The sequence below is a fragment of the Streptacidiphilus melanogenes genome (genome assembly GCF_000787835.1).
Classification (GTDB): Bacteria; Actinomycetota; Actinomycetes; order Streptomycetales; family Streptomycetaceae; genus Streptacidiphilus; species Streptacidiphilus melanogenes.
This window is the reverse complement of record NZ_BBPP01000002.1, coordinates 187,437-208,289: the sequence shown is the minus strand read 5'-3', so window position 1 is coordinate 208,289 and position 20,853 is coordinate 187,437. Positions and strand designations below refer to the sequence as shown.

The following is a 20,853-nucleotide window of genomic DNA, read 5'->3' as shown; positions in this document are numbered from 1 at the left end:
TCGGACGGGGGGCTCAGGTTCGGCGGCGCACCAGCAGGAGGGCGTTGACCGCGGCGCTCGTGCGCTGCGTCTGCCGCTGGACCAGTTCCGCGCTCAGGGCCATCGTGAGTGCGGTGAGGATGGCGACGAGGTGCTCGGCACCGGCCATGTTCGGCAGGATCAGAGCCTCGGTCACCATCGACGCGACGACCAGCGCGCCCGTCACCAGTGCCCGGTAGCGCCAGGCGATGCAGACGGCGAGGGCGACGACGGCCACGGACGGGCCGGTGTCCCGGACGAACTCGGCGTTGTAGGAGAGGCCGAAGAACCGGTCCGGCCCCATCGAGATGCCCAGGCGGGTGTACATCGTCGCGGCGAGAGTGGCCGCGTAGCCGATGGCCAGTGTGCGCACCCGGCCTAGGGTGAGCTCGGCGATGCCGAAGACGAGGAACACCTGGAGGGCCGCGCCCCAGACCGGCAGGTCGGGTGCGGGCACGAAGAGCGAGAGGGGAGTGCGCGACAGCGCGACGCCGAGCGGCAGCGAGGCGCGGACCACGCCCACCTGCTCGACGATCGCCGCGCCCGACGGGGCCTGCTGCCAGATCTGGAACGCGAGGACGGCGAGGGTGGCGCAGATCGTGAGCGGCATCGCCGCCAGGCCACGCCCGCGTAGGCCGGTGCGTAGCGCGCGCGTCAGCGCGCCCCATTCCCGCTCCGCGGCGGCATGTGAGGTCGACCGCAAGGTCGCTCCCGTGCCGCCGCCGACGGTTGCCGTTCCGTCCCTCTGCATGCGCGCTGCTCCTCCGCGGCCAGGCATGTTCGAGGAAGTGCGAGGAAGTTCGAGGACGAATGCCCTCACTCCACGGTAATCCGGAATGGCGCCGCGCCGGTCCTCGGGCGGACGGAGATACAGCTCATTCCGGAGGAGGAGTCGCTGCCCTCGACCCGGGACCTTCGGCGGGGGCGGCAGAGGCCCGCGAGGGCTCCGCAGGGTGGTCCCGCCCGCCGTGACCGTTCGTCTCCGGTGGTCCGGTCCGTTCGCTCGGTTCGGTTCGTTCTCCCGGTTCGGTCCGGCCCGTCCGTTCGGCAGGCGGCCCGGCAGCTGCACGGTCGGACGTGGCCGGTCGGTTTCCCGCCGCGCCTCCCGGGCCGGGCCCGGATCCGCCGCTCGCTGCGCCGGGCGGAGAGCCGTCCGCATCCGCGGCGCCCGACGTCACCGCAGCCGCGGGGCCGTTCGAGCTCACGGCTTCGGCCACGGCGGCCGGGACGTGCCGTCGCTTGAACAGGGCCGGCAGGCTGGGCGCGGTGATGAAGCCCTCGGCGCGTGCCGAGGCGATGCCGATGCGGGGGAGGTCGCTGCTGCGCTCGAACAGCAGGTAGCGCGGCTCCCAGATCGGCCGGTACTTGGCGTTGGCCCGGTAGAGGGACTCGATCTGCCACCAGCGAGAGAGGAAGATCAGCACCTCCCGCCACAGGCGCAGCACGGGGCCTGCGCCGAGCCTGCCGCCGCGCTCGAAGACGGCGCGGAACATGGCGAAGTTCAGCGAGATCCGCTTCACGCCGACGACGTCGGCCTGCCGGATCAGCTCGATGACCATGAACTCCATCAGGCCGTTGTCGGACTCGCGGTCGCGGCGCATCAGGTCGAGTGACAGGCCCTCGCGGCCCCAGGGGACGAAGCTCAGCAGGGCGCGCAGCCGCCCCTCACCGTCGTGGCACTCCAGCATCACGCACTGACCGTCGGCGGGGTCGCCGAGGCGGCCGAGGGCCATGGAGAATCCGCGCTCGGTCTGGCCGTCCCGCCAGTGGTCGGCGAGTTGCAGCAGCGCGGCCATCTCCGCCTCGGGGATCGCGGCGTGGCGGCGGATCCGCACGGTGTAGCCGGCCCGTCCGACGCGCTTGTGCGCCTGCCTGATGCCGCGCATCGCGCGACCGTCCAGTGTGAACTCGTCCACCTCGACGATCGCCTCGTCGCCGAGTTCCAGCGCGTTCAGGCCGTGGCGGGCGTACACAGTGCCGCCCTCCTCGCTGGCGCCCATCACCGCAGGAGTCCAGGCGTGCACCTGCGCCTGCTCCAGCCACTGGTCGATCGCACCCGGCCACGCCTCGACGTCGCCGATCGGGTCCCCGGAGGCGAGCGAGACGCCGCCGACCACGCGATAGGCCACGGCGGCCTTGGCGCTGGAGGAGAAGACGACGCTCTTGTCGCGGCGCAGCGCGAAGTAGCCGAGGGAGTCACGGTCACCGTGCCGGTCGAGCAGCTCCCGCAGCCGCCGCTCGTCGTCGTCACACAGGTACTCCTTGCCCTTGGGGGCGCGGAAGAGCACGTAGAGGACGAGCAGGAAGAGGATCACGCTGAGCACGTTGATCGCGATGTCCACCCAGTGCGGGATGTGCACGCCCGCGTGCTCGGAGCCGGCCGGAGCGAGGGTGTAGACGCGCATCAGCGCGTAGTTCATCCGGTCCCAGAGCGTGGAGCCGCTGGCGGTGTTGGTGAGGGTGACGAGCCCGGTGCCGATCAGCATGCCGACGGCGCCGCCGAGGATCAGCGTCAGGATGGCGAGCAGCGGGTTGGAGCGGTCGCCCTTCGCGTGGAACTCGCGCCGACCGACCAGCAGCGCGGCCACGAAGAAGGTGCTGATCGCAGCGGAGATCCAGTTGAAGGTGTGCTCGCGCACCTCGGGCGCGACGATCAGCGCCAGGGCGACCAGCACCAGGTAGGCGCCGGACAGTCCCACGTTGAAGATCCAGGCGGCCCGCTTGCGCCGCCGCATCATGATCGCCAGGAACCAGGCGAGCGCGGCGGAGGTGAAGCCGGCCGTCAGCAGATAAGGGGTGAACAGTTCACCGGTGTTGTATCGGGTGACCTGGCGGCGGAAAGGCGCAGAGAACGCCCCGAGCAGGTTGAGCGCGGCGGCGAGGCGGAGATACCAGATGGCCGCCCACGCGGCTCGGTGCTGCCATTTCTCACGGTTGCTGGCCGGACTATCGTTCGACACGTGCGCATCCATCCCGTTCTGGGGCAATCTTCATGATTGCACACCAGAACGGGATGAATCAGACCTCGGCTGGTACAGCCGGGGGACAGCGGCGGCGGCTCAGGAGCGGCTCAGCGGCGAGTCAGCGGCGGTGGTGCCGGAAGAGGTCCAGGAACACCCCGGCGATCACCGCGTGGCCGGTCGGAGTGGCGTGGATGTCCTGGTACGGCGTGCACATCCACGTCCAGGTGCAGATCCGGGCCACGTTCAGGGGCACCTGTCCGATGCCCGGCAGGGTGGCCTGGTCGGTGAAGTCCAGCGTCGAGAACGCCGTCGACACGTCGGCCAGCCGGAAGCCGCCCGCCTTCAGGCCGAGCTGGATGGCGCCGTTCAGCCCGACGCTCAGCTGGGCCGACTCCTGCGCCGCCTGCTGCCCGGCCGGGCCGGTCAGCCAGACTGCGAGGAAGGGGTCGTAGTAGTTCATCGCGGCGTAGCGCGGGTGGCTGCCGCCCGCCCGGTGCAGCGCCGTGGTGATCTGCGGGACCTGCGCCGCCACCGTGGCGATGCCCTTGGCGGCGCAGGCGACGTCGACGGTGCCGCCCGTCAGGCAGCCGTCCACGTCGTTGGCGCCGATGTCCAGCGTCACGTAGCTGACGTGGCCGCGGTGCGCGCGCAGGAACTTCACGGCCGCGTCGAGCTGCGAGGTCGCGCCGGGGTAGTGGCAGATGCCGCCGTCGATCATCGTCTCGGTGGTCTCGCCGGAGCAGCCGAGCTTGATGTGGACCAGGTCCGGGTCGTGCTTCTTGAGCTGGGCGTAGAGCTGGTCGGTGTAGGAGACGTTCGTGTCGTGCCCGACGTTCGGCTGGTAGCCGGCGGCGAGCGAGTCGCCGAGCGAGACGTAGTACTCGGGGCTTCGGTGGTGTGACGCGGCGCTCGACCCCGAGGATGCCGACGGCGTCGAGCCGTCGGCGAAGGCCGGGCCGGCCAGGCCGGCGGCGAGCAGGGTGGAGCAGGCGGCTGCGGCCAGAACGCGCGCGAGCCGCGGCAGTGCGGTCATCGGGTGGTCCCCCCTTCGGGAGCCCGCTCGGTCGCGGACTCATGGGAAGGGAGTAGACAACCGGCCGGTAACCGCTGACAAGAGTCGTGCAGCAGGGGAACGGCGAGCGAAGCGGACGCGCCGTCCGGTGCTCCGGCCGCCGGGGTGTCAGTCCGCCAGGTTGTCGAAGGGCGCCACGAGTTGACGCAGCAACGCGGCCAAGTCGTCCCGCTGGGAGGGGGACAGCTCGCCGAGGATCGCTCGTTCGTGGTCGAGCAGGCCGGCGAGTGCGGCGTCCGCACGCTCCTGCCCGCCCTGGGTCAGCCGCACCAGGACGCCGCGGCGGTCGTCCGGGTCGGGCAGACGCTGGACCAGGCCCTTGCCTGCCAGGCGGTCGATGCGGTTGGTCATGGTGCCGGAGGTGACCAGGGTCTGCGTCAGCAGCTGACCCGGGGAGAGCTGGTAGGGCGCGCCGGCTCGGCGCAGCGCGGTGAGCACGTCGAACTCCCACGGCTCCAGTGCGTGCTCGGCGAAGGCCGTGCGGCGGGCGCGGTCGAGGTGGCGGGCGAGCCGGCTGACCCGGCTCAGTACCTCGAGAGGTTCCACGTCGAGGTCGGGGCGCTCCCGGCGCCATGCTGCGACCAGTCGATCGACCTCGTCCTCCATGCTGATCAGTGTAGTCGGATATCTATCGACATGAAGTCTCTTGACATCAAGAATTTACTGACGCCATGCTGGAAATGTCTCGACATCAAGATACTGGGAGGCCGCGATGGCAGCCGTGCAGTGGGACCCGCAGCAGTACCTGCGCCACGCCGACCTGCGAAGTCGGCCCTTCTACGAGCTCGTCGACCGGATCCCGGGGACGCCGACGCGCGTCGTCGACCTCGGCTGTGGCCCCGGCAACACCACGGCCACACTGCCCGCCCGCTGGCCCGACGCCGACATCGTCGGTGTGGACAACTCGGCCGAAATGATCGACCGGGCGCGGCGCGACTTCCGCTCGATCGACTTCCGGCTGGGCGACATCTCGGACTACGACCCGACCGCGGACGCCCCCGACCTGATCGTCTCCAATGCCGCACTCCAGTGGGTCCCCGGCCACACCGCGCTCTTCCCGGCCTGGATCGACGCGCTGCCGAGCGGAGGCGTGCTCGCCTTCCAGGTGCCCGGCAACTTCGACGCGCCCAGCCACGCGCTCCTCCACGACCTGCGCAACTCGCCGCGGTGGGCCGAACGCCTCGGCGGACCGCACCGCGCCGCCGCGCCGGAGCCGGGGGAGTACCTCGACGCGCTGGCCGGGCTCGGCTGCACGCCCGACGTCTGGGAGACGACCTACCACCAGGTCCTCCAAGGCGAGCGGCCGGTACTCGACTGGATGCTCGGCACCGGCCTGCGTCCCGTCCTCGGCGCCCTGACCGACCCCGAGGAGCGTGCCGCGTTCCTCGCCGAGTACGCCGCACTGCTCGACCACGCCTACCCGCGCCGCCCGTACGGGACGGTCCTGCCCTTCCGCCGCATCTTCGCGGTCGCGACCAAGCACTGAAGGAGACCACCCATGATCGTCGCCCTCGACCACGTCCAGCTCGCGGCTCCGGCCGGCAGTGAGGACGTCCTGCGGGCCTACTACGTCGACGTGCTCGGTCTCACCGAGATCCCGAAGCCTCCGGTGCTGGCCGTGCGGGGCGGCTGCTGGTTCGCCTCGGCCGACGGCGCGGTCCAGGTGCACGTCGGCATCGAGGCCCCGTTCACGCCCGCGAAGAAGGCTCACCCGGCGCTGCGGATCCGCGGCATCCACGCCTATGCCGAGACCCTGGCGGCCAAGGGGGCCGAGGTGGTCTGGGACGACAACCTGCCGGGGCACGACCGCTTCTACTCCTTCGACCCGGTCGGCAACCGGATCGAGTTCCTCGAGCCGCGCTGACGGACGGCCTGCGCTACTCCGGCGCTGCTCCCGGAACTAGGCCTTGCGGCGGCCGACCAGATGCGGTCGCCGCTCCATGCCCTCCAGGCCGTGCCAGGCCAGGTTCACCAGATGGGCCACGACCTCGGCCTTCTTCGGCTTGCGGACGTCCAGCCACCACTGACCCGTCAGCGCCACCATCCCCACCAGCATCTGCGCGTACATCGGCGCCAGCTTCGGGTCGTAGCCCCGCGACTTGAACTCCAGGCCCAGGATGTCCTCGACCTGGTTCGCGATGTCCCCGATCAGTGATGCGAAGGTGCCGGTCGACTGGGTGACGGGCGAGTCCCGGGTCAGGATGCGGAAGCCGTCGGTCGACGTCTCGATGTAGTCGAGCAGTGCGAACGCGGCCTCCTCACACAGCTCACGAGGGTGACCACCGGTCAGGGAACCGGTGACCATGTCCAGCAGCAGCTGCATCTCACGGTCCACGACGACCGCGTACAGCCCCTCCTTGCCACCGAAGTGCTCGTACACCACCGGCTTGGAGACACCCGCCTTCGCCGCGATCTCCTCGACCGAGGTCGCGTCGTAGCCGCGCTCCGCGAAAAGGCTCCGCCCGATGTCCAGCAGTTGCTCGCGGCGCTCCTTGCCGCTCATCCGCACGCGAGTGCCCCGACGTGTCGACGCCCCCCGCTTGGACGAGGGGGCGTCGCCGCCCGCGTCCCTGTCGCCACTGCTCTCGTTCACAGGACCATCATGCCGCGCCGCTCCTCCGGCCCTCGCCCCCGGGCGCTCGTGGCCCGACGCACCCGGTTTCTCGGGCCCTTGCTCTTGTCTCGCATGCTTTCGGGGTGCTGCGGCCTTCGAGGCGCCGCAGCGGTCCGGGCGCTACAGCGTGGCTGCGCCCTTCGGTTCGCCGGCCCGCTTCATCCGGAGCCGGTCCGCGCTCGGCCACCGCACGTCGCGGGCCCAGCCGAGCAGCTCGAACCAGCGGATCATGCGGGCCGAGGAGTCGATCTGACCGCGCAGCACCCCGTGACGGGCCGAGGTCGGGTCGGCGTGGTGCAGGTTGTGCCACGACTCGCCGCAGGACAGAACCGCCAGCCACCACACGTTGCCGCTGCGGTCACGCGAACGGAACGGGCGCGCCCCGACCGCGTGGCAGATGGAGTTGATCGACCAGGTCACGTGGTGCAGCAGCGCGATCCGGACCAGCGAGCCCCAGAAGAAGGCCGTCACCGCACCCTGCCAGGACCACGACCACAGCCCACCGACCAGCGGCGGCAGCAGCAGGGACGCGATCGTGAACGCGAAGAACTGACGCGAGATCCAGTGGATGGCCCGGTCCTTGACCAGGTCCGGCGCGTACTGCTGCTGCGGCGTCTGCTCCTCGTCGAACAGCCAGCCCATGTGGGCCCACCACAGGCCGCGCAGCAGCGCCGGCACGGTCTCGCCGTAGCGCCACGGCGAGTGCGGGTCGCCCTCGCGGTCGGAGAACCTGTGGTGCTTGCGGTGGTCGGCGACCCATCTCACGACGGGTCCCTCGACGGCGAGACTGCCGGCCACCGCCAGGGCGATCCGCAGCGGACGGGTGGCCTTGAAGGAGCTGTGCGTGAAGTACCGGTGGTAGCCGACGGTCACCCCGTGGCAGGTCAGGAAGTACATCACCGTCGCGATCGCGACGTCGTGCCAGCCGATGCCCCAGCCCCAGGCCACGGGGACGGCGGCGACGAGCGCCACGAACGGCACGACGATGAAGATCCCGATCGCGAACCGCTGCAGCAGGCTTGCCCGCTCACCGCCCCGGGTGGCGTCGGGCAGCGGATCCATCGACGGGCGTGCGTCCACCACCGGACGCAGGTCGGTCTCTGTGCTCGGCATGCTGGTCATGGGTCGCCCCTCGGCCTCACCTACGGAACCGTAACTTACGGCATCGTAGGTTCTGTGCCCGTGCGGGTGGAAGCCCACCCTCGCCGGACGTGTCGAGCGAGTGAATTGTCGGAATTTTCGCCGTGGCGGACATTCGGGCGCCATTCCAAGTGCGTCGTCTCCGCCGAGTCGCACCGTCGCGTGAAGGGTGGGCGGTACGGCATAGTAGGAGCCGCCGTTCGGCCGCGAGGCCGGAGGGACGATCCGCCGTGGTGTAATTGGCAACACACTGGTCTTTGGATCCAGTTTTCAAGGTTCGAGTCCTTGCGGCGGAGCACAGCTCCCGATCGATTCCGATCGGCCCCCGCGGTGACAGCTATCCTCACTGTGTTCGGGCACGTCCGTGCGGCTCCCTGTGCGGGGAGCGCGACGCGCCCGGCGGACCCTCCCAGTCCCCTGCAGAGGAGCCTGCGTCCCATGACTCCCACCGCTGTGATCGTTCTCGCCGCCGGCGAGGGCACCCGAATGAAGTCGGCCGTGCTGCCGAAGGTGCTGCACCCCCTGTGCGGGCGGACGCTCGTCGGGCACGCCGTGGCTGCCGGGCGGGAACTGACGCCGGAGCAGCTGGTCGTGGTCGTCGGCCACATGCGGGACAAGGTCACGGCCCACCTGGCCGAGGTGGATCCGGGTGTCCGCACGGTCGTCCAGGAGCAGCAGAACGGGACCGGCAACGCCGTCCGCGTCGCGCTGGAGGCGCTGGGCGCCGAGGGCATCGCGCTGGACGGAACCGTCGTGGTCACCACCGGCGACACCCCGTTGCTGACCGGGGCCACCCTGCAGGCGCTGGTCACCGCCCACGGCCACGACGGCAACGCCGTCACCGTGCTGACCGCCGAGGTGCCTGACGCGACCGGCTACGGCCGGATCATCCGCGGGGCGGACGGCGCCGTGCAGGCGATCGTCGAGCACAAGGACGCCACCGACGAGCAGCGTGCCGTGCGGGAGATCAACTCGGGCGTCTTCGCCTTCGACGGCAAGCTGCTGGCCCAGGGCCTGGCGGAGGTCCGGACGGACAACAGCCAGGGTGAGGAGTACCTCACCGACGTCCTCGGCATCCTGCGCGAGGCGGGGCACCGCGTGGGCGCCGTCGTGGCCGGTGACTACCGCGACATCCTCGGCATCAACGACCGGGTGCAGCTCGCCGAGGCCCGCCGGATCATGAACGACCGCCTGCTCGACGCCGCCATGCGGACCGGCGTCACGGTCGTCGACCCGGCCACCACCTGGCTGGACGTCCAGGTCTCCTACGAGCGGGACGCGGTGATCCACCCGAACACCCAGCTGCACGGCGTGACCAGCGTCGGCGAGGGCGCGGAGGTCGGTCCGAACTGCACGCTGCGGGACACCGAGATCGGCGCAGGCGCCGTTGTGATCAATGCCACAGCCGAGCGCGCGGTGATCGGCGCGGGCGCGAACGTGGGCCCGTACGCCTACCTGCGACCCGGCACGGTGCTCGGCGCCAAGGCCAAGGCGGGCACCTATGTCGAGATGAAGAACGCCGTGGTCGGTGACGGCGCCAAGGTGCCGCACCTGAGCTACGTCGGGGACGCGACGATCGGCGAGGGGACCAACATCGGGGCCGCCTCGGTCTTCGTCAACTACGACGGCGTCAACAAGCACCGCACCACCATCGGCGCGCACTGCCGGACCGGCTCTGACAACATGTTCGTCGCCCCGGTGACGGTCGGGGACGGCGCCTACACGGCAGCCGGTTCCGTGATCTACCAGGACGTGCCGGCGGGCGCTCTGGGCGTGACCCGTCCGCAGCAGCGCAACATCGAGGGCTGGGTCGAGCGCAAGCGTCCGGGTACGGCGTCGGCGCAGGCCGCGGCTGCTGCGAAGGCTGCGGCCGACGGGGCCGAAGGGGCGTCTTCGACCACTCCTTGAGGCGACCCGGGCGCGACGGGAACCTCCATGGCCGCGTAACCTGGTGGTCATCCACACACCACAGGGCCGCGCCAGGCCAGTGTCCGCCTGCGGATGTTCAGCAAACCTGGGTGCCAAAGCAACAAGGAGACGGTTGCAGTGACCGGGATCAAATCGTCCGGCTCTCGGAAGTTGATGCTCTTCTCCGGCCGTGCACACCCGGCTCTCGCGCACGAGGTGGCCGAGCAGCTGGGTGTCGAGTTGGTCCCCACCAAGGCACTGGACTTCGCCAACGGTGAGATCTACGTCCGCTACCAGGAGTCGGTCCGTGGCGCGCACGCCTTCGTGCTGCAGAGCCACACCGCTCCGATCAACCAGTGGATCATGGAGCAGCTGATCATGATCGACGCGCTCAAGCGCGCGTCGGTCAAGACCATCACCGTGATCATGCCGTTCTACGGCTACGCCCGTCAGGACAAGAAGCACCTCGGTCGCGAGCCCATCTCCGCCCGCCTGATAGCGGACCTGCTGAAGACGGCGGGCGCTGACCGGCTGATCTCCGTGGACCTGCACACCGCGCAGATCCAGGGCTTCTTCGACGGCCCGGTGGACCACCTGTTCGCGCTGCCGATCCTGGCCGACTACGTCGGCTCCAAGGTCGACCGCGACAAGCTCACCGTCGTCTCCCCGGACGCCGGCCGCGTGCGCGTGGCCGACCAGTGGTCGGACCGCCTGGCCGCGCCCCTGGCGATCATCCACAAGCGCCGCGACCCGAACGTGGCCAACAAGGTCATGTCGGCCGAGGTCGTCGGTGACGTCAAGGGCCGCGTCTGCGTCCTGGTCGACGACATGATCGACACCGGCGGCACCATCGTCGCCGCCGCGGACGCGCTGTTCGAGCAGGGTGCGGAGGACGTCATCGTCGCCGCCACCCATGGTGTGCTCTCCGGCCCGGCCGCGGACCGCCTGAAGAACTCGCGGGCCAGCGAGTTCGTCTTCACCAACACCCTGCCGACCCCGGGCGAGCTGTCCCAGGAGATCGACAAGGTCACCACGCTCTCCATCGCCCCGCTGATCGCCCGCGCGATCCGCGAGGTCTTCGACGACGGCTCGGTCACCAGCCTCTTCGACGAGCGCGCCTGATCACAGCCCCTGCGGCTGGGCTGATCGTTTTGGCTCCCTCGGCGGGCTTGGGTACTCTGGGTACCTGCCCGGCGAGGGAGCCTTTTCTGTGCCCTGCGCACATCACTGAGCTCCGTTATCGACGCGCTTCTTGTTCCAAGACGTGTGAGATGGCCGCCGAGCGCTCACCGTTCACCACGAGACAAGGAGCGCTTCCATGTCCGAGATCCGCCTTGCCGCTGAGCCCCGCAACGAGTTCGGCAAGGGTGCCGCCCGTCGCGCCCGTCGCGCCGGCCTGGTCCCCGCCGTCGTCTACGGCCACGGCCACGCCCCGGTGCACCTGAACCTGCCGGGCCACGACCTGATGCTGGCGCTGAAGACCCCGAACGCGCTGATCTCCCTGCCGATCGACGGCAAGCAGGAGTTCGTGCTGCCGAAGGCCGTCCAGCGCGAGGCCATCAAGCGCACCATCGAGCACGTCGACCTGATCCTGGTCAAGCGTGGCGAGAAGGTCACCGTCGAGGTCCCGGTCCACACCGAGGGCGAGCTGGCCCCCGGCGGCAACCTGCTCGAGCACGTCCTGAACGCCCTGCCGATCGAGGCCGAGGCGACCCACCTGCCCGAGTCCGTCACGGTCTCCGTCGAGGGCCTGGAGGCCGGCGCCTCCATCCTCGCCAAGGACATCACCCTCCCGTCCGGCTCCTCGCTGGCCGTCGACGGGGACGCGGTCGTCCTGCAGGTCATCGGCGCCCAGGTCGAGGCCGTCGAGGAGGAGGCCGAGGAGGCCGCCGAGGCCGAGGTCGAGGCCTGAGCCCCATCCGCGTGAAGCTGCCCCGGCCGTCCGCTGTGACGGCCGGGGCAGTCCCGCGTTCACACCAGCCGCAGCACGACAGGAGTCGCAGCAGATGAGCGAGCAGGGCCCCTGGCTGGTGGTCGGCCTCGGCAACCCCGGTGGGCAGTACGAGGGCAACCGCCACAACATCGGCTTCATGGTGGCCGACCTGCTGGCCGAGCGGGTCGGCGGGAAGTTCAAGGCGCACAAGAGCCGCGCCCAGGTGCTGGAGGGCCGTCTGGCCGGTCAGCGGGCGGTGCTGGCCAAGCCGATGTCCTTCATGAACCTCTCCGGCGGCCCGGTCGTCGGGATGCGCGACTTCTACAAGTCCGGCGTCGACCGGCTGATCGTGATCCACGACGAGCTCGACATCGACTACGCGACCCTGCGCCTCAAGCGCGGCGGCGGCGACAACGGCCACAACGGGCTCAAGTCGATCACCAAGTCCCTCGGCCCCGACTACCTGCGGGTCCGCGCCGGCATCGGCCGCCCGCCGGGCCGGATGGAGGTCGCCGACTTCGTGCTGCGCGACTTCTCCGGAGCGGAGCGCAAGGAGCTCCCGTGGTTCGTCGACCGCTGCGCCGACGCCGTGGAGTCGCTGATGCAGGACGGCCTGGAGCGGGCGCAGTCCGTCTACAACAGCTGAGCGCCACGCGAGACGTGTGAAGGGCCGGACCCGCACCGCAGGTCCGGCCCTTCAGTGTTCACGACTCGTCACCGGCGCCGTGGCGCCGGGCCGTGTGAACTCCGGCGTCAGCCCGTGTTGCGCAGGCCGGCCGCCACACCGTTGACGGTGAGGAGCAGGGCCCGGGAGCGCAGCGGGTCCTCGGAGACGTCCTTCGCCGCGTCCTCGCGCTGACGGCGCAACAGGGCGACCTGGAGGTAGGAGATCGGGTCGAGGTAGGCGTCGCGGATCGCGAAGGTCTGCTTGAGCACCGGCTGGTGCTGAAGGAGTTCGGACTCGCGGGTGACCCGCAGCACCTCCCTGACGGTCAGTTCGTGCTCGGCCTCGATGAGGGCGAAGACGTGCTGGAGCTCCTTGGGCACCAGCTGCTCGACGTAGTGGCGGGCGATCCGCAGGTCCGTCTTGGCCAGCGTCATGGTGACGTTGGACAGGAAGTTGCGGAAGAAGTGCCACTCGCCGTGCATCTCGTCGAGGATCTCGCCCAGCCCCGCCTCGCGCGCGGCGGCGAGGCCGGAGCCGACGCCGAACCAGCCGGGGACGATCTGGCGGGTCTGCGTCCAGCCGAAGACCCAGGGGATGGCGCGCAGGCCGTCCAGGCCGGCGCCGGAGTCGGGGCGGCGGGACGGGCGGGAGCCCAGGTGCAGCGAGGCGAGCTGGTCGACCGGGGTGGCGGCGAAGAAGTACGCCGGCAGGTCCGGGTCCTCGACCAGGCGGCGGTAGGCCGCGTGCGCGCCGTCGGAGACGGTGTCCATGGTGGCGTCCCAGCGCGACAGCGCCTCGGCCGACTGACGCGGGGAGGTGTGCAGGGCCGAGGCCTCCAGCGTCGCCGAGACGGTCAGCTCCAGGTTCTCCCGGGCCAGCGAGGGGATCAGGTACTTGTCCGAGATCACCTCGCCCTGCTCGGTCACCTTGATCGCGCCCTCCAGCGTGCCCCAGGGCTGGGCCAGGATCGCCTCGTGCGAGGGGCCGCCGCCGCGGCCCACGGTGCCGCCGCGGCCGTGGAAGAGACGCAGCCGCACGCCGTAACGGTGCGCGACGTCGCGCAGCCGGCGCTGGGCGCGGTGGATCTCCCACTGCGAGGTGGTGATCCCGCCGAACTTCGAGGAGTCGGAGTAGCCGAGCATGACCTCCTGCACGTCGCCGCGCAGCGCGACCAGGCGGCGGTAGGAGGGGTCGCGCAGCATCTCGTCGAGGATGGTGTCGGCGGCGCGCAGCTCGTCGGTGGTCTCCAGCAGCGGCACGATGCTGATCCGGGCGACGCCCGCGTGCAGGTCGATCAGCCCGGCCTCGCGGGCCAGCACCGCCGCCGCGAAGACGTCGTCCGCGCCCTGGCACATGGAGATGATGTAGCTCTCCACGATCTCCGGCCCGAAGCGCTCGAAGGCCTCGCGCACGGTCTCGAAGACGCCGAGCGTCTTCGCGCCCGCCGCGTCCAGCGGAGCCGGCGTCGGGGCCAGCGGACGGCGGGACTTGAGCTCCTTGGCGAGCAGCCGCTGCCGGTACTCGCGCGGCATGTCCGTGTAGCGCCAGGCCTCCTCGCCGAGGCGGTCGAAGAGCTGGCCGAGCGCGTGGTGGTGGGCGTCGGCGTGCTCGCGCACGTCCATCGTGGCCAGCTGCAGCCCGAACGCCGAGACGGTGCGGATCGCGCGGCTCATCCGGCCGTCCGCGATCAGGCCGCCCTTGTGGGCGCGCAGCGACGCCTGGATGACCTCCAGGTCCGCCAGCAGCTCGCCGGTGCCGAGGTAGTCGCGGCCGGGCACGTGCGGGGTGTTGCCGGCCAGGCGCTCCTTGGTGTTGACCAGCTTCTGCCGCACGCAGGTCGCCTTGAGCCGGTAGGGCTCCTCGGCGTTCATGCGCTTGTAGCGGGGGCTGATCTCCTTCAGCACCTCCAGGTCGGCGGCGAGGCTCTGCAGCAGCTCCTCGCTCGCGCCCGAGAGCCGCACCGAGGACGAGAGCGTGGCGCGCAGCTCGTCGATCAGGTCCAGGGCGTCGTTGATGCCGTACTCGTGCTGCAGGATCAGCACGTCCAGCGTCACGGCGGGGGTGACGTTCGGGTTGCCGTCGCGGTCGCCGCCGATCCAGGTGCCGAACGTCAGCGGACGCGAGCCCTCCGGGAGCTGGACGCCGACCCGGGCCAGCTCCTCGTAGAGCTCCTCCAGCACGTCAGGGACGGCGCGCTTGTAGAGCTCGTCCAGGTAGTAGACGGCGTTGCGGGCCTCGTCGGCCGGCTCCGGCCGGGCGATGCGCAGCTCGTCGGTCTGCCACAGCAGATCGATGACCTCGGCGAGGCGGCGGTCGGCCTGGCGGCGGCCGGTGGGGCGCGACGGCGTGTCGTGGGTGTCCAGCAGCTCGGCGATCCGGCGCAGCTTCTGCAGCACGCTGCGGCGCGCGGCCTCGGTGGGGTGCGCGGTGAACACCGGGCGCACGTTGAGGTGCTGGAGCGTCTCGGCGAGGTGCTCGGGGTCGGCGTCGGCGAGCTTGTCGACCGTCTGCGAGAGCAGGCTGCCGTTGTCGTCGCGGTTGGCGTTCAGCTCGCGGCCGCGGTGCACCTGCTCGGCCACGTTGGCGAGATGGAAGTAGGTGGAGAAGGCCCGTACCAGCTTGGCCGCGGTGGCCAGGTCGGTCTCCTCCAGCAGCCGGGCCGCGGCCGCGCCGTCGCTGCGGGTCAGGGCGCGGACCTCTTCGACGAGGTCGAGCAGCTCCTGGCCCTCCTGTCGGACCAGGGTCTCGCCGAGCAGGTCGCCGAGGCGCCGGATGTCGGCGCGCAGCGCGCTGTTGTCGGGTTCGGCGGTCGCCGGGGCGGTGGCGGGGACGGTGGCCTCGCGGGCGTCGCTCACGCTGGTGCTCCCTTGCGGGGTGGGGGAACGGACAGGGGCGTGTGCGGACCACGCTGTCCGCCCAAGATGCAGTCGCCTGCCTTGCGCTCGAGATGGTTGATCTCTCGCGGTCCAGCATAGGTTGCGGCGTGTGACCGTCCACGGGAATGGCCGCTATCCGGACAACCGGGCGGTCGCCCGCGCCGCCTTTGGGCTTCCTTTTACCCTTGTCGCATGAGGGTGGGAGCGTGGACGCGCCGACGGAGCATGTGGCTGGACATCGGCCTGGCGACGGTCGCGGCCGGTGAGTGCGCGTGGTCGGCCGCTGTCTTCGCGTTCCGCCAGGGCCTCGGCACCGCGGCGGTCGCCGCCGTCGCCGTGTTCGGGCTGGTCGCGGGCTCGACACTGGTGGTGCGGCGGCGCTGGCCGCTGATCCCGGTCGCGGCGGCGCTCGCGACGATCCCGCTCGACGCCGGCTACACGCTGCTGATGATCGGCCTCTACACGCTGGGCGCGTACCGCCCCGAGGGCGCCGCCAGTCGCTTCGCCGAACGGCGCGTCATGAGCGCGCTCTGCGCGGTGGCGATCGCCGAGACCGTCATCGTCTCCACGCTGACGCTCGGCACCCAGCAGCAGGAGGCGCTGCGCCACGGCGTGGCGGAGTACGTGCTGGTCATCCTGTCGGTGCTGGTGGCCGTGGCGATCAGCGTGCCGCCGGCCATCCTCGGCCTCTACATCGGGGCCAAGCGACGGCTGCTGGTCGCGCTCACGGAGCGCGCGGAAGGACTGGAGACGGAGCTCGGCCTTCTGGCCGACCAGGCGCACGAGCGTGCGCGGCGCGCGCGCATGGAGGAGCGGACGCGGATCGCCCGTGAGATGCACGACGTGGTCGCCCACCGTGTCAGCCTGATGGTCGTGCACGCGGGCGCGCTGGAGCGGGTCGTGCACAAGGACCTGGACCGCGCCGCGCAGAGCGCCAGGCTGATGGGGGACATCGGCCGGCAGGCGCTGGACGAGCTGCGGCAGATCCTCGGCGTGCTGCGGACCGTCGAGCCGGAGGAGGAGACCGACCCGACGGGAACGACCGGGACAGCGGTCGGCATGGGCTCTCCGGTCGACGAGGGCGAGGCCGCCGCCCTCGGTCTGGCGGACCTGCCGAAGCTCGTCGACGAGTCGCGGGCTGCGGGCCTCGGAGTCCGCTACACCCTCGGCGGTCCGCGCAACGCCCTGCCGGCGCAGGCCGAGCAGACCGCCTACCGCGTCGTCCAGGAGGCCCTCACCAATGTGCTCAAGCACGCGCCGGGCACGGACGTCGAGGTGGTGGTCGCCTACGTCACCGGTGGCGTCGCCCTCGCCGTCTCCAACACCTGTCCTGCCGCTGACATCGTGCCCGCCGCCGACCGCGGTCTGCCCAGTGGCGGCAACGGCCTGGTCGGCATGCGTGAACGCGTCCACGCCCTCGGCGGCAGCTTCGCCGCCGGCCCGACGGATGAGGGCGGCTTCCGCGTCGAGGCCCGCCTGCTGACGGCGACCTGACCATGTGCTAGAACACTCGCCTGACCTGCGAGGGACGCGGTCGGCGGGAGGGTGGGCGGCGATGTCCGCGGTGGAGATAGGTGTGGGTGCCGCTGTCGGCCTGGGGGTCGCCCTCGGCGGCGCGGGCATGGTCACACTCCTGCGGAATGGCGAGCGCGCCGAAACGAAGCGGGCGGACAGGTTCGCCCGCGAGCAGAACCTGTGGCTCCCGCCCGAGTTCGCCCGCGCGGTCGGCGCCAGGGTCCGCCGCCGCGAGGGGCTCGGCCAGCTCCTGTCGGCGCTGGTGGGTGCGCCCACCATGGGCTGGTACCTGACCTCGCTGGTCCACGTCCCCGACGTACCGGATCCCGGCCGGATCTACTTCTTTCCCGGGCCCATGGCCTACGCCGTGCTGGCGCTGCCGCTCGGGCTGGTCACCGTGGCGGTCCACGTGTGGGACGTCGCGCTCGGCGGCCGGGCCGCCGTCCCGCCGACCGCCGTCCCGGTGCCCGTGCGGCTGGCCGCCGTCGTGCCTCCGTGGCTGACCTGGATCTCCCGCCTGCTCGCCGTCCTTCCGCCCGTCGCCGCCGCCGTGGTCTGCGCCCTGCACGCGCGGACGGCGCAGACGCTGATGTTCGCTGCGCTCGCGGTCTTCGCGGGACTGGCGGAGTGGGGAGTCGAGCGTGCGCAGCTGCGTCTGATGAACGTCCCCCGGGCACCCGAGGGCGGACCGGAGCTCGCTTTCGACGAGGCGTTCCGGGCGTCCACGGTGCTGTCGACGGTGATGATCGTGCCGCTGCTGGTCACTCTGGTCGGTTCGGCGTGCTGCTACTCCATGAACGGCGCGGGCCCCTGGCTGTTGGCCTTGTTCGACGTCTGGACGGGCCTCGGCGTCCTGGGCGCGTTCGTCGTCAACGCGATCGTCAGCGCCCCCGGCGTGCGGCGGTACTACCGTAGGAGGCTGTCGTCGTCCTGAGTGCCGGAGAGCGCAGCGTGCTGATCGCCCTTGACCCCGCGTCCCACGTCCCGCCCTCGGAGCAGATCCGCGCGCAGATCGCCGCAGCGGCGACGAGCGGGGAGGCCCCGGTCGGGACGAAGCTCCCCACCGTCCGCAGGCTCGCCGAAGACCTGGGGCTCGCCGTGAACACGGTCGCCAAGGCCTACCGCGAGCTGGAGGCCGCGGGCGTGGTCGAGACCCGCGGCCGCGCGGGCACCGTCGTGGCGGCCTCCGGCGACCGCTCGCTCGCCGAGGTCGCGCGCGCCGCGGCGGCGTACGCGCAGCGCGCGAAGTCCCTGGGCCTCCCACCGGACCAGGCCCGCGCCGTGGTCGAGACGGCCCTGCACGAGGCGTACGACGGGGCGTAGCCGAACGCGCGGGACGGCCCGGCGGGGGGAAGCGGCGCACCGGCGCCGCGCCGCCCTCCTGGGCTACAGCGCCTCAGCTACAGCGCCTCCGTCAGGAACAGCAGCCGCTCCACCCGCAGGCCGTTGATCAGCACGGTGAGCGCCTGGTCCATGGTGTGACCCAGGAACCACTCGCCCGCGTGGTCGAGGCTGTAGACGCGGCCGACCGCGTCGATCGCCAGCAGCGCCGCGCCGTCGCGTTCCTCGCCGAGCGGGGCGACCGGCAGCTCCAGTGCACGGCCCAGGTCGGACAGTGTGCGGGGTTGGTGGAGACCTCGCAGCGGGTCGATCACGAAGGGCGTGCGGGCGACCTCGACGCCGGGACCGTCCAGCGAGACGGCTATCTCACCGAACTCCGCCCAGGCCTCCAGCGCGGCGGGGAAGACGGTGTGCCGGTGGCCTTCCGGGGAGACGTAGGCGGAGAGCCGCTCGGCCCAGGCCTCCGCCGCGGGCATGCGTCGGCGGTCCGGGTACCAGCCCGCCTTGGCAAGAGCGGACGCGACGTCCGCAGGGAAACGTGCCTGCATGGTGTCCGACCTCCCCTCGTCACTTCTTCTTCGGGTGCAGTGAGATGGTCCTGACCCCGAAGTGGGCCAGCAGCGGCTCGCAACTGCGGCACGGCGGTTGGTGGGTGCCGTGGGCCGGATCGCCCTCCTCGCGGATCCGGACCGTCGTCATCTTCGCGCCGCGCAGCGCCTTCCTGGCCTCCCCCTCGCCGAAGGACTTGCGCGCGGCCCTGCCGGAGCGCCCGGACTCCGCCTGGTCCAGGAACTGGGACAGCAGTACGGCCTCCGGGCAGCGCCCGGTGAACCGCTCGAGCTGTCCCACGGGCAGGCCGGCCAGGAAGTCGTCCACGAGCCGGTGCAGCTGCGGAGCCCCGCCCTTCTCGCTCACGTGCGTATAGGTATCACCCCGCACCGACAGCGCCGCGGCGACGATCGGCATCAGGCTGTCCCGGCGGTGGCGCAGCAGCGGTGCCGGCGCGTGTCTGTGCTGGTGCTGCATGATCTCCATGAACGGTCGTTCCCTTCCCCCGTCAACCCCCGTCAACGTGCTGTGGATCAGACTGCCAAATCCGAACGCAGATACTGAAGTCGGGGGCCTGTTCGCTGACGGACCGGTAGACGCGGTCTGCTCCCGGAACCGTTCCGGCCGCCCTCCCGTCGGCTTCCGGACGACAGGGGGAGAGCCCTCCGGGCCGATCAGCCCCTAGGCTTGGGCGCGGCAGTCAGTTCCAGCAGGGGGCAAACTCCATGACGACAGGTCGGCCCAACGCGGCCTACGCCGGGCAGGTCGTGCACTTTCCCGATCCGCTGCGCGCGCAGCAGTACCCGGCCGGGGTGAGGGTCGACGCGGACGGTTGTCCCGACTTCTCCCCGTACGCCCGAGCCGCGGCGGAGGTCGCGGACCCACCCGAGGGGTTCGGCGTCGACGAGCTGCGGCTCACCGACTACGTCTCCGCCAACGCCGCGCTGCGCGCCGACGGCCACGAGCTGTGGGCCGACGTGGAGAGTCCGGTCGGCACGCCCGTCGGCTGGACCTGGCACCACTCGGTCACCCCGGCCACGCCCGGCAGCCGCCGGCTCGAGCTGGTACCCGTCGAGGTCAAGGCGCTGCTGCGGCACCACGGGGGCCTGGCCGGCTCGCGCGCGGACCACGCCAAGCGGGGCACGCGTCCGCTGCAGGAGCGACGTCCCGTCCACTTCGTGCTCCCGGGCGCGTCGGAGGGCGAAGAGGGCGGCGAGGCACCCCCGCTGCCGACCGCGGAGGAGACCGAGCAGCGGCTGCAGACGGTCGAGGAGGCCCTCGGCTACACGCTGCCCGGGGCCTACCGGACCTTCCTGAAGGCCGCCGGCGGCCTCGCGCCCAAGGGCCTCGGACTCGACACGGAGCTGGGCGTCCTGGTGGACCAGCCGTTCTTCGGGCTGCCGACGGAGCGGTCCACGGCGGACCTCGCGTACGTCAACAAGTGCCTGCGCGACCACATCACCAAGGACTATCTCGGCGTCGGCTTCGCCCAGGGCGGCCTGCTGGCGGTCAAGGTGCGCGGCGACCGGACCGGTACGGTCTGGTTCCTGCCCTACGACGACGCCCGCGACGACGGCGACCCGTCCCTGACGCCGCAGCAGCGCTGCGAGCGGCTGTTGCTGCCCTGCGGCGACGACTTCGACGCGTTCCTGCTCCGGCTGGCGGGCAGTCCGCCGGAGCTGCAGACGGTGGCCGAACTGATGGTGGACGGCGGCTTCGCGCGCGCCGTCCCGGTGAAGGGTTGAGGGGGGCGTCGCCGTGGTGACGTACGCGGAGGCGCAGCAGCGCGCCGAGGAATGGATCAACGCCGGGGCTCCCGCCTGGCTGCGCCGCGAGGTGCGCGTGCGCGAGTTCGACCTGGGCTACGTGGCCTGGGCGGTCGACCGCACCGACGGCCCGTCCTCCGACGGCGGAGCGGCGCGCATGGTGATCGCCCGTGAGACGGGTGCGACGACGCTCTGGCCCGCTCTGCCGATCAACGACGTGGTCCGCAGCTACGAGGAGGTCTACGGTCGCCCTGCGGGCGCGACGCCGCAGTCGCCGGTGCAGGTGACCGGCGACCGGGATCTCGTCGAGGCGACGTCCTTCCTGCTCAGCCCGCCGCAGTGGCTGGAGGAGGCCGCTGCCCGGGCGCGCGAGGAGGAGGCGGCGAGCCTCCAGGTGGCCCCGCCCGTCTCGGCGGGCCCGCCCGCCGAGGTCCCGACGATGCTCGCGCCGCCGACGCCCGCGCCGCGCCCGAGCGCGCCGGTGCCCGCGC

At 71.5% G+C, this 20,853-nt stretch carries 19 protein-coding genes, 1 tRNA gene and 1 pseudogene; 12 read left to right on the top strand and 9 right to left on the bottom strand.

Translation table 11 applies throughout. From position 1 onward, the window contains the following. Positions 1 to 13: 13 nt before the first annotated feature. The 4 genes and pseudogenes from TR49_RS43480 to TR49_RS02800 all read right to left on the bottom strand — a co-directional run bounded on the left by TR49_RS43480 (position 14) and on the right by TR49_RS02800 (position 4,659). Positions 14 to 769, bottom strand: coding sequence for a hypothetical protein (locus TR49_RS43480; RefSeq protein WP_160311525.1), 756 nt, complete (start codon positions 767 to 769; stop codon positions 14 to 16). A 475-nt stretch (positions 770 to 1,244) separates the two neighbouring features. Further along, positions 1,245 to 2,990, bottom strand: a pseudogene (locus TR49_RS02810) (phosphatidylglycerol lysyltransferase domain-containing protein); the annotation flags it as partial. Between the two features lie 109 nt (positions 2,991 to 3,099). Next, a complete protein-coding gene (locus TR49_RS02805; RefSeq protein WP_042376730.1) occupies positions 3,100 to 4,014 on the bottom strand; it encodes an SGNH/GDSL hydrolase family protein in 915 nt (304 codons plus the stop codon). A gap of 147 nt (positions 4,015 to 4,161) precedes the next feature. After that, positions 4,162 to 4,659 (bottom strand): MarR family winged helix-turn-helix transcriptional regulator, encoded by a 498-nt coding sequence (locus TR49_RS02800; protein ID WP_042376728.1) that lies wholly within the window; start codon positions 4,657 to 4,659, stop codon positions 4,162 to 4,164. A 106-nt stretch (positions 4,660 to 4,765) separates the two neighbouring features. Between TR49_RS02800 and TR49_RS02795 the strand changes: the two genes are divergently transcribed. Continuing rightward, positions 4,766 to 5,539 carry a trans-aconitate 2-methyltransferase gene (locus tag TR49_RS02795; RefSeq protein ID WP_042376726.1) on the top strand — a complete coding sequence of 258 codons (774 nt, stop codon included), beginning with the start codon at positions 4,766 to 4,768 and terminating at the stop codon, positions 5,537 to 5,539. A gap of 12 nt (positions 5,540 to 5,551) precedes the next feature. Continuing rightward, complete coding sequence (locus TR49_RS02790; RefSeq protein WP_042376724.1) at positions 5,552 to 5,917, top strand: VOC family protein; 366 nt, start codon at positions 5,552 to 5,554, stop codon at positions 5,915 to 5,917. Positions 5,918 to 5,953: 36 nt separating this feature from the next. Here TR49_RS02790 and TR49_RS02785 read toward each other — a convergent pair whose 3' ends face one another. Both TR49_RS02785 and TR49_RS02780 read right to left on the bottom strand, forming a co-directional pair. Then, on the bottom strand, positions 5,954 to 6,646 hold the full coding sequence (locus tag TR49_RS02785) for a TetR/AcrR family transcriptional regulator (protein WP_084699620.1): 693 nt from the start codon (positions 6,644 to 6,646) through the stop codon (positions 5,954 to 5,956). 141 nt (positions 6,647 to 6,787) lie between these two features. Next, the gene (locus TR49_RS02780; protein WP_042376722.1) at positions 6,788 to 7,789 is read right to left on the bottom strand and encodes an acyl-CoA desaturase; all 1,002 of its coding nucleotides are present in this window, start codon (positions 7,787 to 7,789) and stop codon (positions 6,788 to 6,790) included. A 242-nt stretch (positions 7,790 to 8,031) separates the two neighbouring features. Here TR49_RS02780 and TR49_RS02775 point away from each other — a divergent pair. The 5 genes from TR49_RS02775 to pth all read left to right on the top strand — a co-directional run bounded on the left by TR49_RS02775 (position 8,032) and on the right by pth (position 12,294). Continuing rightward, a tRNA-Gln gene (locus tag TR49_RS02775) sits at positions 8,032 to 8,103 on the top strand. A gap of 142 nt (positions 8,104 to 8,245) precedes the next feature. Then, on the top strand, positions 8,246 to 9,715 hold the full coding sequence (glmU, locus tag TR49_RS02770) for a bifunctional UDP-N-acetylglucosamine diphosphorylase/glucosamine-1-phosphate N-acetyltransferase GlmU (RefSeq protein WP_042376720.1): 1,470 nt from the start codon (positions 8,246 to 8,248) through the stop codon (positions 9,713 to 9,715). A gap of 138 nt (positions 9,716 to 9,853) precedes the next feature. Next, positions 9,854 to 10,837: a ribose-phosphate diphosphokinase gene (locus tag TR49_RS02765; RefSeq protein WP_042371973.1), complete on the top strand. Its 984-nt coding sequence runs from the start codon at positions 9,854 to 9,856 to the stop codon at positions 10,835 to 10,837. Positions 10,838 to 11,033: 196 nt separating this feature from the next. Next, positions 11,034 to 11,627, top strand: a complete 594-nt coding sequence (locus TR49_RS02760) for a 50S ribosomal protein L25/general stress protein Ctc (protein WP_042376718.1) — start codon at positions 11,034 to 11,036, stop codon at positions 11,625 to 11,627. 94 nt (positions 11,628 to 11,721) lie between these two features. After that, positions 11,722 to 12,294: an aminoacyl-tRNA hydrolase gene (gene pth, locus TR49_RS02755; protein WP_042376716.1), complete on the top strand. Its 573-nt coding sequence runs from the start codon at positions 11,722 to 11,724 to the stop codon at positions 12,292 to 12,294. A gap of 107 nt (positions 12,295 to 12,401) precedes the next feature. On the opposite strand, the gene ppc is transcribed toward pth, so the two are convergent. Further along, positions 12,402 to 15,170: a phosphoenolpyruvate carboxylase gene (gene ppc / locus TR49_RS02750; RefSeq protein ID WP_042376714.1), complete on the bottom strand. Its 2,769-nt coding sequence runs from the start codon at positions 15,168 to 15,170 to the stop codon at positions 12,402 to 12,404. Between the two features lie 213 nt (positions 15,171 to 15,383). Here ppc and TR49_RS02745 point away from each other — a divergent pair, with 213 nt between their 5' ends. The 3 genes from TR49_RS02745 to TR49_RS02735 all read left to right on the top strand — a co-directional run bounded on the left by TR49_RS02745 (position 15,384) and on the right by TR49_RS02735 (position 18,029). Continuing rightward, the gene (locus TR49_RS02745; protein ID WP_052433932.1) at positions 15,384 to 16,685 is read left to right on the top strand and encodes a sensor histidine kinase; all 1,302 of its coding nucleotides are present in this window, start codon (positions 15,384 to 15,386) and stop codon (positions 16,683 to 16,685) included. A gap of 82 nt (positions 16,686 to 16,767) precedes the next feature. Next, on the top strand, positions 16,768 to 17,640 hold the full coding sequence (locus TR49_RS02740; protein ID WP_042376713.1) for a hypothetical protein: 873 nt from the start codon (positions 16,768 to 16,770) through the stop codon (positions 17,638 to 17,640). 17 nt (positions 17,641 to 17,657) lie between these two features. Continuing rightward, positions 17,658 to 18,029 carry a GntR family transcriptional regulator gene (locus TR49_RS02735; RefSeq protein WP_236653192.1) on the top strand — a complete coding sequence of 124 codons (372 nt, stop codon included), beginning with the start codon at positions 17,658 to 17,660 and terminating at the stop codon, positions 18,027 to 18,029. A 77-nt stretch (positions 18,030 to 18,106) separates the two neighbouring features. Here TR49_RS02735 and TR49_RS02730 read toward each other — a convergent pair whose 3' ends face one another. Together TR49_RS02730 and TR49_RS02725 are read right to left on the bottom strand one after the other, a co-directional pair. Further along, complete coding sequence (locus tag TR49_RS02730) at positions 18,107 to 18,595, bottom strand: SUKH-3 domain-containing protein (protein ID WP_042376711.1); 489 nt, start codon at positions 18,593 to 18,595, stop codon at positions 18,107 to 18,109. 19 nt (positions 18,596 to 18,614) lie between these two features. After that, positions 18,615 to 19,082, bottom strand: coding sequence for a YwqJ-related putative deaminase (locus tag TR49_RS02725; RefSeq protein WP_042376707.1), 468 nt, complete (start codon positions 19,080 to 19,082; stop codon positions 18,615 to 18,617). 239 nt (positions 19,083 to 19,321) lie between these two features. Here TR49_RS02725 and TR49_RS02720 point away from each other — a divergent pair, with 239 nt between their 5' ends. Continuing rightward, positions 19,322 to 20,341: an HNH endonuclease gene (locus tag TR49_RS02720; protein WP_042376706.1), complete on the top strand. Its 1,020-nt coding sequence runs from the start codon at positions 19,322 to 19,324 to the stop codon at positions 20,339 to 20,341. A gap of 13 nt (positions 20,342 to 20,354) precedes the next feature. Further along, positions 20,355 to 20,853, top strand: a 499-nt coding sequence (locus tag TR49_RS43475; protein ID WP_042376704.1) for an SUKH-4 family immunity protein, incomplete at its 3' end; no start/stop codon positions are given.